Here is a 15245-nt window from a genome sequence, read left to right as displayed (position 1 = left end):
GGGCGCCGGTGGGCGGGGCGGGGAGGGTGGCGGAGTCGCTCGGGCCGGTGGAGGGCGAGTCCGACGCGCCGGGCGACGCGGACTCGCTGGTGGACGGCTCCGGAGACGGCGACTCGGCGCCCTCCTCCAGCTGGAGATCGAAGTCGTGGACCGGCTGTCCGTTCAGCGCGGCCGCGGTGTAGTCGGCCCAGATCTGGGCGGGGTAGTCGCCGCCGTTGACCCGCGACAGGCCGCCCGCCCCGTACAGCGGTTCCTGTGCGGCGCTCTCCGGGTTCTGGCCCAGGACGGCGACGACGGTGGCGAGATCGGGGGTGTAGCCCGCGAACCAGGCGGCCTTGTCGTCCTCCGCGGTGCCGGTCTTGCCGGCCGCGGGCCGCCCGGCGCCCTGGGCGGCGGTGCCGGTGCCGCCGTCGACGACGCTGCGCAGGATCGAGGTGGTGGTGTCGGCGGCCGCGCGCGGGACGGCGGCGGTCTCCTCGCGCTCGGGCAGTTCGAGGTCCTCCTCGTCCTTGGTGACCTTGTCGACCAGGGTGTACGGCCGGTGGCGGCCGTGGTGGGCGAGGGTGGCGTAGACCTGGGTCATGTCCAGCACGCTGGGGGTGGCGGTGCCCAGCGAGATGGCGCCCTGGGACGCGGCGAGGCTGGGGGTACCGGCGGGGATGCCCAGATCGACGGCGGTGGCCTTGACCTTGCCGGGGCCGACGTCGATGCCCATCTGGGCGTAGACGGCGTTGACGGACTTGTCGGTGGCCTCGGTGACGGTGATCGGGCCGTACGAGCGGTCGTCCTCGTTGGCGGGGGCGAAGCCGGTGGGGTGGCCATGACGGAGCGTCATCCGCTTGTTGGTGCCGTCGTAAACGGTCTGGGGGGTGATCCGTTCGCCGTCCTGGGTGGTGGAGCGGTGCTGGACGGCGGCGGCGAAGACGATCGGCTTGAAGGTGGAGCCGACCTGGTAGTCGCTGCGGGTGGCGCCGTTGACGTACTGCTTGGCGTAGTCGATGCCGCCGTAGAGGGCCACCACCCGGCCGCTCGCGGGGTCGATGGAGGCGCCGCCGGCCCGGACGTAGCGGTCGACCGTCCGGGAGTCGTCGAGCCGGTCCATCACACGGGTGTTGACCGCCTTGACGAAGGCGTTCTGGCGCTTCTTGCTGATGGTGGTGGTGATGCGGTAGCCGCCGGCCCGCAGGGTCTCCTCTTCGAGGACCTTGTGGTCGGTGAGGTAGTCCTTGACCGCCTCGACGAGGTAGCCGCGCTGGCCGGTGAGTCCGGCGGAGGCCTTGGCGGGTTTCGGTTCGGGGAAGCGCAGCGCGGCCCGCTCGGCGGGGGTGAGCCACTTCTTGGTGACCATGCCGTTCAGGACGTAGTTCCAGCGCGCCAGCACCCGCGGGCGGTTGCCGGGGTGGGCGGTGAGGTCGTAGGCGCTGGGGGCGTTGAGGAGGGTGGCGAGGTAGGCGCCCTGGGCGGTGGTCAGCGCCTCGGCGTTGCGGCCGTAGTAGGACTGGGCGGCGGCCTGGATGCCGTAGGCGTTGCGGCCGTAGTAGCTGGAGTTGAGGTAGCCCTCCAGGATCTTGTCCTTGCTCACCTCGCGGTCCAGCTTGATGGCGATGAAGAACTCCTTGGCCTTGCGGGTGACGGTCTGTTCCTGGCCGAGGTAGTAGTTCTTCACGTACTGCTGGGTGATGGTGGAGCCGGACTGTTTGCCCTTGCCGGTCACGGTGTTCCAGGCGGCCCGGAGCATCGCGGCGGGGTCGACCGCCGACTCGGCGTAGAAGTCGCGGTCCTCGGCGGCGAGGACGGCCTGCTGGACGGACTTGGGGATCCGGCTGAGCGTCACGTTCTGCCGGTTGACCTCGCCGTCGCGGGCCAGCTCCGAACCGTCGGAGTAGAGGTAGACGTTGCTCTGGGCCTTGGCGGCGCTGTTGGCCGGCGGGATGCCGACGAGCAGATAGCCGGCGATCATTCCGCCGACGATGAGCAGCAGGAACAGCAGCACGCTGCCCAGCACCGTGCGCCAGGTGGGGAGGGCACGGCGCCAGCCCGTGCGTTGTCCGCTCATGTCGGTTGGACTCCTCGGACGCCGCCGGAGGTTGTACCGCGGCGGGTCGGTGTCATGTCGGGGATATGTGCGGTACGCCGGGAGCAACTGCCGCACATGGGGCAACTCTCGCATCATCCGGGCCGGTCAGGAGGGGTGGCGCGCACCCTCGGCCGCCTCCTGACCGGCTGAATGGCGCCCACGGCTCACCCGAAGCGGTGATAATTCGATGGTGCCCGCCCGACCCGCGGCTTAAGGTCTGTCGTTTGGATCAGGCCGGATCAGGGAGCGGGAGGGGTACGCGGCGTGTGGTACGCGGCGGTGGCGGCCGGCAGCTTCCGGCGGTACGCCACGTATCAAATCGCCACCGTGGCGGGCGTGTTCACCAACACCGTCTTCGGCTTCATCGTCGCCTCCACCTATATCGCGCTGTGGCACGAGCGGCCGCATCTGGGCGGCTACGACCAGGCGCAGGCGCTGACCTTCGTATGGACGGCGCAGGCGCTGCTGGCGACCGCGGCGCTGATGGGCAGTGGCGGCCTGGACGAGTTGCAGGAGCGGATCCGCAGCGGGGACATCGCGGTGGACCTCTACCGGCCCGCGGATCTCCAGCTGTGGTGGCTCTCCGCGGACCTGGGGCGGGCCGCCCTGCAGCTGCTCGGCCGCGGGGTGGCGCCGATGGCGGTGGGCGCCCTGGCCTTCCCGCTCGCGCTGCCCGGCGATCCGCTGACCTGGGCCTGCTTTCTGCTGTCGGTGCTGCTCGGGGTGCTGGTCAGCTTCGCGCTGCGGTATCTGGTGGCGCTGGCCTCGTTCTGGCTGCTCGACGGCACGGGCCTGTCCCTGATCAGCGGCCTGGCCTGCATGTTCTTCTCGGGGATGCTGCTGCCGCTGCGGGTCTTCCCCGGTGGTCTGGGGGAGGTGGCCGCACTGCTGCCGTGGGCGGCGGTGCTGCAGACGCCGGCCGATGTGCTGGTGGGGGTGCTGAGCGGGGGCGCGCTGGTGCGCGGGCTGGTGTTCCAGGCGGCGTGGGCGGTGGCGCTGCTGGCGTTGGGGCGGCTGGTGCAGTCGGCGGCGACCCGCAAGGTGGTGGTGCACGGTGGCTAGCGAGCGGCCGGCGGCCCGGCCGGGGGTGGCCCGCGGCCGGGTGGCGGCGGTGGCGCAGGGGCTGTCGGCGTACGGGCTGATCGTGCGGATGTGGGTGCGCTCCAGCCTCGCCTACCGGACCTCGTTCGTGCTGATGGCGTGCGGCAACTTCGCGGCGAACGCCCTGGACTTCGTCGCGATCATGCTGATGTTCTCCCGGATCGATGCGCTCGGCGGCTTCTCGCTGCCGGAGGTGGCGTTTCTGTACGGCACCTCCGGTGCCGCGCTGGGCCTGGCGGATCTGGCGCTGGGCAGCATCGAGGGGCTGGGCCGGCGGGTGCGCGACGGCACCCTCGACACCCTGCTGCTGCGCCCCGCACCGGTCTTCGCGCAGATGGCGGCGGACCGTTTCGCGCTGCGCAGGCTGGGTCGGATCACCCAGGCGCTGCTGGTGCTCGGCTGGTCGCTGCCCCGGATCGAGGTGGACTGGACGGTGGGCCGGGTGCTGCTGGTGCCGCTGATGGTGGTGTGCGGCACGGCCATCTTCGCGGCGGTGTACACGGCCGGTGCCGCCTTCCAGTTCTGGGCGCAGGACGCGGCCGAGGTGCAGAACTCCTTCACCTACGGCGGCAATGCGATGTTGCAGTACCCGCCGACGGTGTTCGCCAAGGAACTGGTGCGCGGGGTCACCTTCCTCGTCCCGCTGGCGTTCGTGAACTGGCTGCCCGCGCTGCGGCTGCTGGGCCACCCCGATCCGCTGGGGCTGCCGGGCTGGGTGGATTTCCTGGGGCCCGTGGTGGCGGCGCTGATGTGTACGGGGGCGGGGCTGGTCTGGCGGCTGGGGCTCCGGGCGTACCGCAGCACCGGAAGCTGAGGGAGGGGCATATGGCGCCCCGTGCACGGGCCGACGAGGACGACAAGGGGGCGGGTGTGGTGGGTGATGATGCCGCGGCGGAGCCGCTGATCGAGGTGGACGGCGTCGAGAAGGTCTTCTCGGTGCGGCGCAAGGCGGGCCGGCTGCGCAGGGTGCGCGAGGAGGTCCGAGCCGTGGACGGGATCTCCTTCCGGGTGCCGCGCGGCGAGATGGTCGGCTACATCGGGCCGAACGGCGCGGGGAAGTCCACCACCATCAAGATGCTGACCGGCATCCTGGTGCCCAGCGGCGGCCGGCTGCGGGTCGCCGGCATCGATCCGGCGCGCGAACGCACCCGGCTCGCCCGCCGGATCGGCGTGGTCTTCGGGCAGCGCACCACGCTGTGGTGGGACCTGCCGCTGAAGGACTCCTACGAGCTGGTGCGGCGGATGTACCGGATCCCGGACGCCGTCTACCGCGCCAACCTGGAGCGCTGCGTCGAACTCCTCGACCTGGCCCCGCTGCTGGCCGTACCGGTGCGGCAGCTGTCGCTGGGGCAGCGGATGCGGGGCGACATCGCGGCGGCGCTGCTGCCGGACCCCGAGGTGCTGTATCTGGACGAGCCGACCATCGGCCTCGATGTGCTCAGCAAGGCGAAGGTGCGCGGCTTCCTGCACGAGGTGAACGCCGAGCGCGGCACCACCGTCCTGCTGACCACCCATGACCTCACCGACATCGAGCAGCTGTGCCGCCGGGTCATGGTCATCGACCACGGCCGGCTGGTCTACGACGGCGGCCTCGACGGGCTGCGGACGGCCGGCGGCGGGGAGCGGATGCTGGTGGTGGAGCTGGAGCGCGAACTCCCGCCGATCGAGGGCGTCCCGGGTGCCCGCACGGTCAAGGTGGCCGGCCCCCGGCAGTGGCTGGCCTTCCCGGCGTCGCAGAGCGCGGCGCCGCTGGTCGCGGCGGTCGCCGCGCGCTATCCGCTGGTGGATCTGTCGGTACGGGAGCCGGACATCGAGTCCCTGATCGCCGAGCTGTACGCGGGTGGCGGGAAGCGCGCGGATACCGCTGGAGACGGGGGAAAAATCGGCCGTGCGCTCTAACCTGTCGCTATGACTGAAGACCTCCCAGAATTGCGCGCCTCCGACGCCGACCGTGAGCGGGTCGCCGAGATCCTGCGGGACGCCGTCGCCGAAGGGCGGCTGGCAATGGAGGAGTTCGACGAGCGGCTGGAGGCGACGTACCGGGCGCGTACCTACGGGGAGCTGGAGCCGCTCACCGCCGATCTGCCGGCGGCCGCGACGGCTCCCGCGCCGCTGTCGCTGCGCAAGGACACCGGGGCGGTGACCGGGTGGTCGGAGCGGATCGTGACCCACACGGACGGATCCGGGGCGGGCATCGGCGTCCTGGGCGGCTTCCAGCGCAAGGGGCGGTGGACCATCGGGCGCCGCTTCACGGCGGTGTGCCTGATGGGCGGCGGCGAGCTCGACCTGCGCGAGGCGAACTTCGCCGGGCCCGAAGTCGTCATCACCTGCTGGGCGTTGATGGGCGGGGTCAGCATCGTGGTGCCGCCGGGCGTCGAGGTCGATGTGCGGGGCCTGGGCATCATGGGCGGCTTCGACTCGCCGGACGGGGTGCCGGGCGAGCCCGGTGCGCCCCGGGTGATCGTCAAGGGGCTGGCGCTGATGGGTGGCGTCGGCGTCGAGCGCAAGCTGCTCAAGGAGGAGCGGCGCCGCCTCAAGGAAGAGAAGCGGCGCCTGAAGGACGAGCGGGGCAAGGAGCTGGACTGAGCGGCTGCGCCTGCCCGCCGGTGTCACAGCGAGGCGGGCGCGGACTGCTTGAGGTGCTCCAGGTTCACGGCGTTGGCCATCGCCCGGAAGCCCTCGTCGCTCGGGTGGAGATGGTCACCGGAGTCGTAGGACGGCCGCAGCCGCACCGGCATCGACGGGTCGCGCAGCGCCTTGTCGAAGTCCACGACCTCGTCGTAGACGGAGCCGGAGCGGATGATCCGGTTGACCTGCTCGCGGACCGAATTCAGCAGATCGGAGTAGCCGCGGTGGCCCCCGAACGGCGTAAGGGTGCTGCCGGTGACGCGCAGCCCGCGGGCATGCGCCTGGCGGACGAGCTGCCGCATCCCCGCCACGATCTTCTGCGGGTCGAGCTGACGCGGTGACTTGAACAGGTCGTTCAGCCCGATCTCGACGATCACCGCCTTCACCCCGGTACGCGACAGCGCGTCACGGTCCAGGCGGGACAGCACGCTGGGCCCGTTGTTCGGCGAGAACCTGCTGCCGTTGACCAGCAGGCGGTTGCCGCTGATGCCCTGGTTGAGGACGCCGTAGCGGGGCGCGCCGGGCTCGTTGCGCAGCCGCGCCGCGAGGAAGTCCGTCCAGCGGTGGTTGGCGCCCGCGGTGGAGGTGATGCCGTCGGTGATGGAGTCGCCGATGGCGACGACCGCGCCGTGGGCCTGGGTGCTCCACACGTCCACACCGGTCAGATAGCGCCAGTACGGGCTCTGCTCGGTGTAGGCCGCGCCGGTGGCGTCCTCCGCCCGGTCACCGCGCGCCAGGTAGGAGGTCTGCCGGGCGTACGGGTGATATGTGGCGGGGCCCGAGGACGACGGGGAGTACGTGGTGACCAGCAGGTCCGCGTCGCCCGGCACCTTCAGCCGGGTCGGGTCGCTGGTGACCGCGCCGCCCGCCGGGATGGTCACCGCGGGCTTGCCGCCGAAGGACAGCCGCCGCATGGTGCCGGTCGCGGCGGTGGGGTTGCTGGGGGCCGCGGCCAGCGCCAGCGAGGCATGGCTGACCACCAGCGGGCGGGTGCCGTAGAGGTTGGAGAGCTGGATGCGCACGCCGGAGCCGCCGACGCTGGTGTGCACGACATTGCGTATCGACATGCCCGCGTAGCCGTTCAGGGTGCCCGGCTCGGCCGCCGCGGCGGCCGCCGACCAGGTGCCGACCCACTGCCCGGACACCGCGGGGGCGGCCGGGTCGCGGGGCTTGTGCGGGGAGCTGCCCAGGCCGCCGCCCTCGCCGCCGAAGCCGACGAATATCGCGGTCGAGATCAGCACACACACCGCCGCCAGGCCGGCGAACAGGGCGTAACCCACACTTTTGCTCATGCGGGAGGGGTCTCCAGAGGAAAGCGGAGCAGCACGCTCCGGGCGGGCAAGGGCAGCGGATGATCAGCGGCACCGTTGCGGTCCGATCGGTCCTTCATGATCCCACGGACCTCCGGGAAGCCGCCCGGCGCCCCGGACCGTGCCGCCGTGGCATGGACGCGGGGAACTCGTGGTTCGTTCCAGGAGTAGGTCACAGTGGGACACGGGGCCGGACCGGCGGCCGGTCCGGAGCAGCATAGGCCGTAGGGACGACGGGGGAACGCGGTGGGAGCGGTGGAGCGGATGGAACGCACGGATTCGGACACGGCGGCGGACGCGGCGCGGGACCCGGTGACGGACGCCACGCCCACGGGCCGGCTCGCGGCGGCCGGCTTCGCCTACGGCGCCGCCGACGAGGAGCGCCGGCGCGCGGTGCGCCGGATGAAGACCCTGGCCACCGGCCTGCTGCTGGCCGTCGCGCTCGTCTACGTGCTGGCGAAATGGGCCGGATCCGCCGGGGCGGGTGGCTGGACCGGGTTTGTCGCGGCGGCCGCGGAGGCCGGGATGGTCGGTGCGCTGGCCGACTGGTTCGCGGTCACCGCGCTGTTCAAGCGGCCGATGGGGCTGCCGATCCCGCACACCGCGATCATCCCCACCAAAAAGGACCAACTGGGTCAGAGTCTGGGTGATTTCGTCGGGGAGAACTTCCTCTCCGGCGACGTCGTCCGCCGCCGGCTGCACTCCGTCGCCGTCGGCCGGCGGCTCGGCGGCTGGCTCGCCGAACCCCGCAACGCCGACCGGGTCACCGCCGAGGTGTCCACCGCGCTGCGCGGCGCGCTGGCCGTGCTGCGCGACTCCGATGTGCAGGCGGTGGTCGGCGAGGCGATCACCCGTCGGGCCGACGCCCAGGAGATCGCGCCCCCGCTCGGCGGGCTGCTGGAGCGGATCGTCGCCGAGGGCGGCCACAAGCGGGTGGTGGATCTGGTCGTCGCCCGGGCCCATGACTGGCTGGTCGAGCACGGCGATTCCGTGATGACCGCGGTCTCCGGCGGCGCCCCCGGATGGACCCCGCGGTTCGTCGACCGCAAGGTGGGCGACCGGGTCTACAAGGAGTTGCTGCGCTTCGTCACCGAAATGCGGGACATGCCCGAGCATCCGGCGCGTGGCGCGATCGACCGCTTCTTGCGGGACTTCGCGGACGATCTGCAGTCCGACCCCGACACCCGGGCCCGCGTCGAGCGGCTGAAGGCCGAGGTGCTGGGGCGCAGCGAGGTGCAGGACCTGATCGCCTCGGCCTGGGGCGCGGTCCGCGGGATGATCGTCGCCGCCGCCGAGGACGAGCGCAGCGAACTGCGGCTGCGGGTACGGGCGGCGCTGCTGTCCCTGGGGCGGCGGCTGGCCGCCGAGGAGCGGCTGCAGGGCAAGGTGGACGGCTGGCTGGAGAACGCGGCGGTCTATGTGGTGACGACCTATCAGAGCGAGATCACCGCGCTGATCACCGACACCGTGGCCGGCTGGGACGCGGAGCACACCTCGAAGAAGATCGAGGCGCACATCGGCCGTGATCTGCAGTTCATCCGCATCAACGGCACCGTCGTCGGCGCCCTGGCGGGCCTGGCGATCTACGCCGTCTCGCAGGCCTTCGGCGGCTGACGCCCCGGACACGCCCTGGTACTGCCTCTGGTGGCCTGTGCCCGCAGGGCTTACGGTGCCCGCGTGCGCGAGCGGATACCGGTGGTCGTACAGGGGCGGCGGGCCCGTCGCCCTGCCGTCGTGCGGGTGCTGTGGACGGGGGCGGAGCTGGCCGTGACGCTCGGCGTCGTCCTGCTGCTGCTCGTCGTCCACCAGCTGTGGTGGACGAACCGTCAGGCGCAGGAGGCGGCCCGGGACCAGGTGGACCGGCTGGAGCGGCAGTGGGCCGCCGGCCCGCCGTCGCCCGGCGCGTCCCCGGCGCCCGGGGGCGAGGCGGCCGACGGGGCGCGGACCGCCGGGCGCTCCCCGTCACCCGGCGCCCCCGGACACCGCGCCGCCGCCCCGTACCCGCCGCCCCGCGCGGACCTGGCGTACGCCGTGCTGCGCATCCCCCGGCTCGGCCTGACGGTCCCCGTCGCCGAGGGCGTCGGCAAGGCCGCGGTCCTCAACCGGGGCTATGTGGGCCACTATCCGCACAGCGCGCAGCCCGGCGAGCCGGGCAACGTCGCCCTGGCCGGGCACCGCAACACCCACGGCGAGCCGTTCCGCCACCTCGACCGGCTGCGCACCGGCGACACCGTCGTCCTCGACACCGCCCGGGCCCGCTCGACCTACACCGTCCGGCGCATCCTGCCGCGCACCACACCCGGCGACGGCACGGTGCTCGCCGCGGTGCCGTACAGCGGGGTGCACCCCTCCTACCGGTTCACCGCGCCCGGCTCCTATCTGACGCTGACGACCTGTACGCCTGCCTACACCTCCGCCTACCGGCTGGTGGTGTGGGGGGTGTTGCGGTCGACACAGGCCCGGTAGCGCGGCCGGGCGTCGCCTAGGCTCTCGCCTTGTGCCTAACCAGACCTACCCGGGGCGATCCACGGGCTCCCGCAAACGTCCCGCGCTGCTGTGGCTGTTGCTGCCGTACGTGCTGTTCCTGGCGGTGCTGCCGCTGGTGAACCGGGTGACCCCGACGGTGCTGGGGCTGCCGTTCCTGTTCTTCTGGATGCTGCTGGCGACGCTGGCGACCCCGGTGTCGGTCTGGCTGGCGCGGCGCGGTGACCGGGCGCGGGGGCGGGGATGAACGCCACGGTGTCCACCGCCGTGTTCGGCGGATTCATGGTGCTCACCGTCGTCCTCGGGCTGCTGGCGGTGCGGGGGCGAGACAACGGCGGTGGCGGGCGACGGGCGGGCGGACTCACCGAGTGGTCGGTGGGCGGCCGGAGCCTGGGCACCGTCTTCATCTGGGTGCTGATGGCCGGCGAGAGCTATACGAGCTTCAGCTACCTCGGCGCGGCCGGCTGGGGTTACCAGTTCGGCGCCCCCGTGCTCTATGTGCTGGCCTACATGTCCTGCGGCTATGCGCTCGGGTACGTCGTCGGTCCGATGCTGTGGGCCTACGCCCGCCGGCACGGCCTGGTCGGCATCACCGACATCGTGGCGCACCGCTACCGCCGGCCCTGGCTCGGCGCCGCCGTCGCGCTGCTCGCCACCGTCTGTCTGCTGCCGTACATCCAGCTCCAGATCACCGGCATGGGCGTGGTCGTCTCCACGATCTCCTACGGGGCGATCAGCCTGAACTGGGGCTACTTCCTCAGCTTCGCGGTCACCACCGCCTTCGTCACGGTCAGCGGGCTGCGGGGCAGCGCCTGGGTCTCCGTGCTCAAGGACGTCCTGGTCATCGCCACCCTCGGGTTCCTCGCGGTCTACGTGCCGTGGCACTACTTCGACGGCTACGGACCCCTGCTGCACCGGATCGTCGCCGAGAAGCCGCAGTGGCTGACCTTTCCCGGACACGAGTCGGGCGGTCTGGGCCAGGTCTGGTTCCTCACCACCACCCTCGTCAACTCCCTGACGGTGGTGATCTTTCCGACGACCGTGGCCGGCTATCTCGGCGCCCGCAATGCCGAGGCGCTGCGCCGCAATGCCATGTATCTGCCGTTCTACACCGTCCTGTTGTTCGTGCCGGTGCTGCTGGGGATGGCCGCGCTGTTCGTGGTGCCGCACCTGAGCGGTGCGGGCTCCAATCTCGCGCTGTTCAAGTTGGTGGTGGACTCCCTTCCGGCCTGGGCCGTGGGGCTGATCGGGGTGGCCGCCGCGCTCTCCTCCATCGTGCCGATGGCCGTGTTCATGCTGGTCATCGGCACGATGTGGGGGAGGAGCGTGCTGGGGGCGATACCGCGCCTGCGTGCCGGGGCGACGGGAGCGGCCGAGGGGGAGGAGCGGGGAGCGGCGCCGGAGGGCCGGCAGAAGCTGTTCTCGCAGCTGGTCGTGGTGGTGGCCGGAGCCCTGGCGCTGCTGCTGACCTACACCGCCCCCGACACCCTCGTCCGGCTGTCGCTGATCTCGTACGAGGGCATGGCGCAGCTCGTACCGATGCTGCTGCTGGGGCTGGTGTGGCGGCGGCTGACGGTGCACGCCGCGGTGAGCGGCCTGGTCGTGGGCGTTGTGCTCGTCTGTGTCCTGGTCTTCGGGGGACACGACCCGGTCCGGGGGGTGAATGCCGGGCTCGTCGGGCTCGCCGTGAATCTGGCGGTGGCGCTCGCGGTCACCTGGCTGGGGCCGCGGGGGACGGACGAGCGGCCGGACGCCGAAGTGCTGGCGCTGGACGAGGAGTTCCCCCGGCAGCGGACTCGGCCACAGGGCGCCGCGGTCAGCCCTCCGGCGTCGTCGTGATCTTCTTGCCCTCCTTGGAGACCGCGAACCACAGGCCCATCTTGCCCTGGCCGTTGATGTCGCCGGGCTGCTTGTCACCGGTGAAGGTGTAGACCGGCCAGCAGTCGACGGCCAGCTGGCGGAGGCCGTCGGGGCGGGTGACGGTGGAGATGAGCTTGGACGGGATGCCCTTGAGCTTGGAGCGGTCGGCGGGCTTGGCGGGCTTCCAGGTGTCCAGGCAGGCGTCGTTGCAGCCGAACTTCATCGGCCAGGCGCTGTCCTTGTTGAAGCGGTAGAGGGTCATGCCCTTGCCGTCGACGAGGATGTCGCCGAGCTCGGGCTGGTTCATCACCGAGACGTCGCCGGGCGGCTGCGCGCCGGCCTTCTTGCCGTCGGCGGCCAGTGCGTTCCACGTGCCGCCCACGCCCTGGCCCTTGGTGTCGCCGGGCTTGGTGTCCTTGGCGTAGCGGTAGGCGGGCCAGCCGCCGATGGTGAGCTGCCTGGTGCCGTCGGCGCGGGTGACCGAGCCCAGCGCGCTCTTGGCGATGCCGGCGGGGGCCTGGGCGCCGTCGGCGGGGACCACGGGCCAGGTGGTGGCGCAGGAGCCGGAGCAGTTGGACTTCGGCGGCTTCGCGGTGTCCTTGTCGAAGCGGTAGAGGGTCATGCCCTTGGAGTCGGTGACGACCGGGCCGAGCTTGTCGTCCTGGTGCAGTGCCAGCGTTCCGGCGCGGGGCGCGGACTGGGGGGCCGCGCCGCTGTCGCCGCCGGCCTGGCCGCCGTAACCGTCGCCCTGGCCGGAGCCGGAGGAGCCGTACTTGTAGTCACTGCCCGCTCCGGCCGGCTGCACCTGGTCCTGGGTGGGGGTGGTGCCGGCGCTCTGGTTGTCGCTGCTGCCACAGGCGGCGGTCAGCGCCAAGGTGGCGACCGCCATGGCCGCGAGGCCCGCTCGACGTCGAGTGATCATGATGTCTCCTCTGCCGGTTGGTCATTCCGTCGCTTGCTGAGGTGGAGCTGAAGTGCCTGTCCCGGGGCCCGTGCCGCTGCGGGCCGGGGCCGGCGGGGTGCCGTCGCCGGGGATTACGCGCTACGGGGGGCCGGGCGTTCAACGGCGGCGAAGAATTTTCCCCGCGCGCAAAAACCGTGTGCGGTCGGTCAGTTGCCGCCCTGCACGCGCAGTGCCAGCGCCGGGCAGCGGCGCACCGCGAGCTGCGCACGGCGCCGCATCCGGGCGGGCAGCGCCATGCTGGCCTTCTCCGGGTAGCCGTCCGGGCCGAGCTTCACGATGCCGGGCACCACGTCCGCACACAGGCCGTGGCCGCGGCACAGCGTCCAGTCGACCAGCAGCCGTTCCTGCGGCGGCGCGGCGGGCACCGACGGGGCGGTCGGTGCGGGGGACGGCAGGAGCGGCAGGTGCCCGGTGACCGGCAGGGCCCCGGTCACCGGGCGGCCGCACCCGAACCCCCGCGCATGGCGCTCGAACTCCTCGGGGAAGGCGGCGAGGGCCGAGGCCACGAAGCGGGCGGTGCCGTCCGGGTGGCTACAGGCGCCGCGCTTCTCCACGGCCCGCATCCGGGCCTGCACGGCGTCCAGCGCGGCGTCTCCGCCGCCGCGGACCGCGAGGTCGAGCTGGTCGGCGAGCGCGGGCAGGCCCAGCACACAGGGGCCGCACTGACCGGCCGACTCGGCGCCCATCCACTTCGCGACGCGGACGGTCTCGCCCGCCGGGCAGGTGTCGTACGGCAGCGGCAGGACCGCACCGGCGCCGAGCACCGCGTTGTAGGTCTTCAGGTCGTCCCGGGACAGCGTCGCGGTCCGGGCGTCGACGGGCGAGATGAACGTGCCGTGGTAACCCCCGATCAGCACCCCCTGCCCCGCGTCCATTCCGCACAGCGCGAGCACCCGGTTGAGCGGGACGCCGTAGGGGACCTCGACCACGCGGCTGCCGGCCACGGTCAGCAGCAGGGTGCCGGGCTCCGTGGGCAGGCCGGCGGTGCGGTAGCCGAGCGCCCCGAGGCGGGCGGCCACGGCGAGCTGGGCGTAGGTCTCGGTGTTCGACAGCAGGGTCGGCACACCGTTCAGCCCGCGCTCGCTGGAGCGGATCTTGCGGCCCGAGGGCAGGCCGGGCCCGCCGCCCAGGCCGTTCGTCATCGCGGAGCCCTCGCCGGTGACGAACCGCTCGGTCAGCAGGGTGACCCGTAACGTCGGCCGCACCGGTCCGCGTTCGTCGATGGCCCGCTGTACGGAGTGCAGGACGTCCGTACGCGTCACGCCGATGGCGACCTCCTGGGCGCCGAGGGAGTCGGCGGCCAGCAGGGCGCCGTCGATCACCAGATGCGGGGCGTGCAGCAGCATCGCGGTGTCCTTGAGGCAACTGGGCTCGCCCTCGCTGCCGTTGACGACGATCGCGCCCTTGCCGTCCGCCCGCTGCATGCCGTCCAGGACCGCGCTCACCTTGCGGGCGAACGGGAAGCCCGCACCGCCGCGGCCGCGCAGATCGATGTTCTCGGCCAGCGCCACCAGCTCCTGGGAGGTCAGCTGGGGCAGGCTGCCGTGCCGGGCCAGATGCGCCACCCGGTCCATGCGGGGCATCTCGTCCAGCCCGGCCAGCAGCCGGGGCGGGCCCAGCGACGCCAGCGTGGGGACGGGCTCCGGGCCCGTGACGGCCGGCAGCATGCGGGTGGGGGCGGGGGCGGTCATGGGAGTTCTCCTGAGTTCCTGCGGGTGTCGCGCAGCCGCAGCGCGAGTCGTACGGCCACCGCGGTGAGGCAGATGGCGTAGCCGACGAGGGCATAGCCGGTCGCGGGGCGGCCCGCCCTGAGGCCGTGCACCAGGGCCAGCCCCCAGGCGACGTACGCGCTCATGTGCAGCGCCCGCCACCACCGGGAAGCGGTGATGCCGGTGAAGGCGCCGCGCACCGCGCCGGTCACCGCCACGGCGATGAACACGTAGGCGGCGAGGCTGCCGAGGCCGATGAGTCCGGGGCGGGCGCCATCGGTGAACGGCACCGCGGCGGCCGTCGCATCGGTGTGGCCCTCGGTGACTTTGACCCAGATGTGCAGGCCCAGGAAGCCGAGGCCGGCGACGCCGGTGCCGCGGTGCACGGCCTGGGCGAGCAGCCGGTGGCCGGAGTGCAGCACCATGCGGTCGGTGGCGGCCAGGCCCCACAACACCGTGACCGAGAGCGAGACCAGCGCGAGCACCCCGGCGCCGTAGTCAAGGAAGTTGAGCAAGCCGTCCATCGCGCCGGAGCGCATGAGGACGGCGAGGAAGAGCAGCAGTGCGGCCGGAAGCGCCGGGCGGAGTACGGCGGTTCCGGCGAAGCCGCCGGCCGGTCGGCGGGCCGGCGGCCCGGGTTCGTTCGGAGGGCGCCGGGGACGAGGCACGAGTGGCGAGGACCGGGCACGGTGTGCGCGGCGGCCCTGACGGGTCTGCAGACGCGGAGTCGACATCGATCCTCCCGGTGTTCGGGCACGGGTACGGGATGCGAATTTCCATGAAATCTCCCAGCGGCGGTATTTGCCCCGGGGCTTTTGTTCGGGTGACCCCCGGTAACACTAAACATTCTGTAACCGGGTGGATACGCAGGGCCGTAATCCGGATGTCAAAAGCATCTACGAACGTGTTCAGGATTTCGTAAGGTTTATCGCGCTGTGACAAATTCCTGCAGTGGCATCGCGGGCGCGCGGCACGACTCCGGATGATGCCCAATCAGGCGCACGGGGTGCGCCACCCCCCGTAACAGCCGCATCCCCGCCAGGATCGAGGTAGCGATGTGTGATCTCCTGAACCGCATCTGGTCGCGTCCCCGAGGCGAGTGGACCCGGGTA

The 15245-nt window shown here is 72.2% G+C and carries 13 protein-coding genes; 8 read left to right on the top strand and 5 right to left on the bottom strand.

The window, feature by feature from the left end; all coding sequences use genetic code 11:
• The coding region (locus EST54_RS03405; protein ID WP_392567416.1) for a transglycosylase domain-containing protein at positions 1 to 2170 on the bottom strand (2170 nt) is incomplete at its 3' end.
• Between the two features lie 171 nt (positions 2171 to 2341).
• On the opposite strand from EST54_RS03405, the gene EST54_RS03400 reads away from it, so the two are divergent.
• The 4 genes from EST54_RS03400 (at position 2342) to EST54_RS03385 (ending at position 5764) form a co-directional block, all read left to right on the top strand.
• Entirely contained in the window at positions 2342 to 3139 is a 798-nt protein-coding gene (locus EST54_RS03400; RefSeq protein ID WP_129244816.1) for an ABC transporter permease, read from the top strand.
• Positions 3140 to 3227: 88 nt separating this feature from the next.
• Positions 3228 to 3992 (top strand): ABC transporter permease, encoded by a 765-nt coding sequence (locus EST54_RS03395; protein WP_239012447.1) that lies wholly within the window; start codon positions 3228 to 3230, stop codon positions 3990 to 3992.
• 11 nt (positions 3993 to 4003) lie between these two features.
• Positions 4004 to 5077 (top strand): ABC transporter ATP-binding protein, encoded by a 1074-nt coding sequence (locus EST54_RS03390; protein ID WP_239012375.1) that lies wholly within the window; start codon positions 4004 to 4006, stop codon positions 5075 to 5077.
• A gap of 9 nt (positions 5078 to 5086) precedes the next feature.
• Positions 5087 to 5764 carry a DUF1707 SHOCT-like domain-containing protein gene (locus EST54_RS03385; protein ID WP_129244814.1) on the top strand — a complete coding sequence of 226 codons (678 nt, stop codon included), beginning with the start codon at positions 5087 to 5089 and terminating at the stop codon, positions 5762 to 5764.
• 23 nt (positions 5765 to 5787) lie between these two features.
• Here the strand turns inward: EST54_RS03385 and EST54_RS03380 are convergent, their stop codons facing one another.
• Positions 5788 to 7098 (bottom strand): SGNH/GDSL hydrolase family protein, encoded by a 1311-nt coding sequence (locus tag EST54_RS03380; RefSeq protein WP_129244812.1) that lies wholly within the window; start codon positions 7096 to 7098, stop codon positions 5788 to 5790.
• 282 nt (positions 7099 to 7380) lie between these two features.
• On the opposite strand from EST54_RS03380, the gene EST54_RS03375 reads away from it, so the two are divergent.
• The 4 genes from EST54_RS03375 to EST54_RS03360 all read left to right on the top strand — a co-directional run bounded on the left by EST54_RS03375 (position 7381) and on the right by EST54_RS03360 (position 11439).
• Positions 7381 to 8730, top strand: coding sequence for a DUF445 domain-containing protein (locus tag EST54_RS03375; protein WP_239012374.1), 1350 nt, complete (start codon positions 7381 to 7383; stop codon positions 8728 to 8730).
• 63 nt (positions 8731 to 8793) lie between these two features.
• On the top strand, positions 8794 to 9582 hold the full coding sequence (locus tag EST54_RS03370; protein ID WP_244942430.1) for a class E sortase: 789 nt from the start codon (positions 8794 to 8796) through the stop codon (positions 9580 to 9582).
• Positions 9583 to 9613: 31 nt separating this feature from the next.
• Positions 9614 to 9847 carry a DUF3311 domain-containing protein gene (locus tag EST54_RS03365; RefSeq protein WP_129244808.1) on the top strand — a complete coding sequence of 78 codons (234 nt, stop codon included), beginning with the start codon at positions 9614 to 9616 and terminating at the stop codon, positions 9845 to 9847.
• Positions 9844 to 11439 carry a sodium:solute symporter family protein gene (locus EST54_RS03360; protein ID WP_129244806.1) on the top strand — a complete coding sequence of 532 codons (1596 nt, stop codon included), beginning with the start codon at positions 9844 to 9846 and terminating at the stop codon, positions 11437 to 11439. The genes EST54_RS03365 and EST54_RS03360 overlap by 4 nt, the downstream gene beginning before the upstream one ends.
• Here the strand turns inward: EST54_RS03360 and EST54_RS03355 are convergent.
• The 3 genes from EST54_RS03355 to EST54_RS03345 form a co-directional block, all read right to left on the bottom strand.
• Complete coding sequence (locus EST54_RS03355; protein ID WP_167511470.1) at positions 11417 to 12382, bottom strand: SCO0930 family lipoprotein; 966 nt, start codon at positions 12380 to 12382, stop codon at positions 11417 to 11419. The two genes, EST54_RS03360 and EST54_RS03355, sit on opposite strands and share 23 nt — an antisense overlap.
• Positions 12383 to 12570: 188 nt before the next feature.
• Positions 12571 to 14115, bottom strand: coding sequence for an NADH-quinone oxidoreductase subunit NuoF family protein (locus EST54_RS03350; protein ID WP_129244804.1), 1545 nt, complete (start codon positions 14113 to 14115; stop codon positions 12571 to 12573).
• Positions 14112 to 14867, bottom strand: a complete 756-nt coding sequence (locus EST54_RS03345; protein ID WP_129244802.1) for a hypothetical protein — start codon at positions 14865 to 14867, stop codon at positions 14112 to 14114. Before EST54_RS03345 ends, EST54_RS03350 begins: the two co-directional genes overlap by 4 nt.
• Between the last annotated feature and the right edge of the window lie 378 nt (positions 14868 to 15245).

Source organism: Streptomyces sioyaensis, from assembly GCF_004122735.1.
Classification (GTDB): Bacteria; Actinomycetota; Actinomycetes; order Streptomycetales; family Streptomycetaceae; genus Streptomyces; species Streptomyces sioyaensis.
The sequence above is the reverse complement of the archived record's forward strand: the minus strand, read 5'-3'. Positions and strand labels throughout refer to the sequence as shown.

What these genes read in the sequence shown, in the direction of transcription:
- EST54_RS03395 (WP_239012447.1), top strand. Translation starts at nt 3,228, where the DNA reads ATGTGGGTGCGCTCCAGCCTCGCCTACCGGACCTCGTTCGTGCTGATG.
- EST54_RS03390 (WP_239012375.1), top strand. Translation starts at nt 4,004, where the DNA reads ATGGCGCCCCGTGCACGGGCCGACGAGGACGACAAGGGGGCGGGTGTG.
- EST54_RS03385 (WP_129244814.1), top strand. Translation starts at nt 5,087, where the DNA reads ATGACTGAAGACCTCCCAGAATTGCGCGCCTCCGACGCCGACCGTGAG.
- EST54_RS03380 (WP_129244812.1), bottom strand. Translation starts at nt 7,098, where the DNA reads ATGAGCAAAAGTGTGGGTTACGCCCTGTTCGCCGGCCTGGCGGCGGTG.
- EST54_RS03375 (WP_239012374.1), top strand. Translation starts at nt 7,381, where the DNA reads ATGGAACGCACGGATTCGGACACGGCGGCGGACGCGGCGCGGGACCCG.
- EST54_RS03360 (WP_129244806.1), top strand. Translation starts at nt 9,844, where the DNA reads ATGAACGCCACGGTGTCCACCGCCGTGTTCGGCGGATTCATGGTGCTC.
- EST54_RS03355 (WP_167511470.1), bottom strand. Translation starts at nt 12,382, where the DNA reads ATGATCACTCGACGTCGAGCGGGCCTCGCGGCCATGGCGGTCGCCACC.
- EST54_RS03350 (WP_129244804.1), bottom strand. Translation starts at nt 14,115, where the DNA reads ATGACCGCCCCCGCCCCCACCCGCATGCTGCCGGCCGTCACGGGCCCG.
- EST54_RS03345 (WP_129244802.1), bottom strand. Translation starts at nt 14,867, where the DNA reads ATGTCGACTCCGCGTCTGCAGACCCGTCAGGGCCGCCGCGCACACCGT.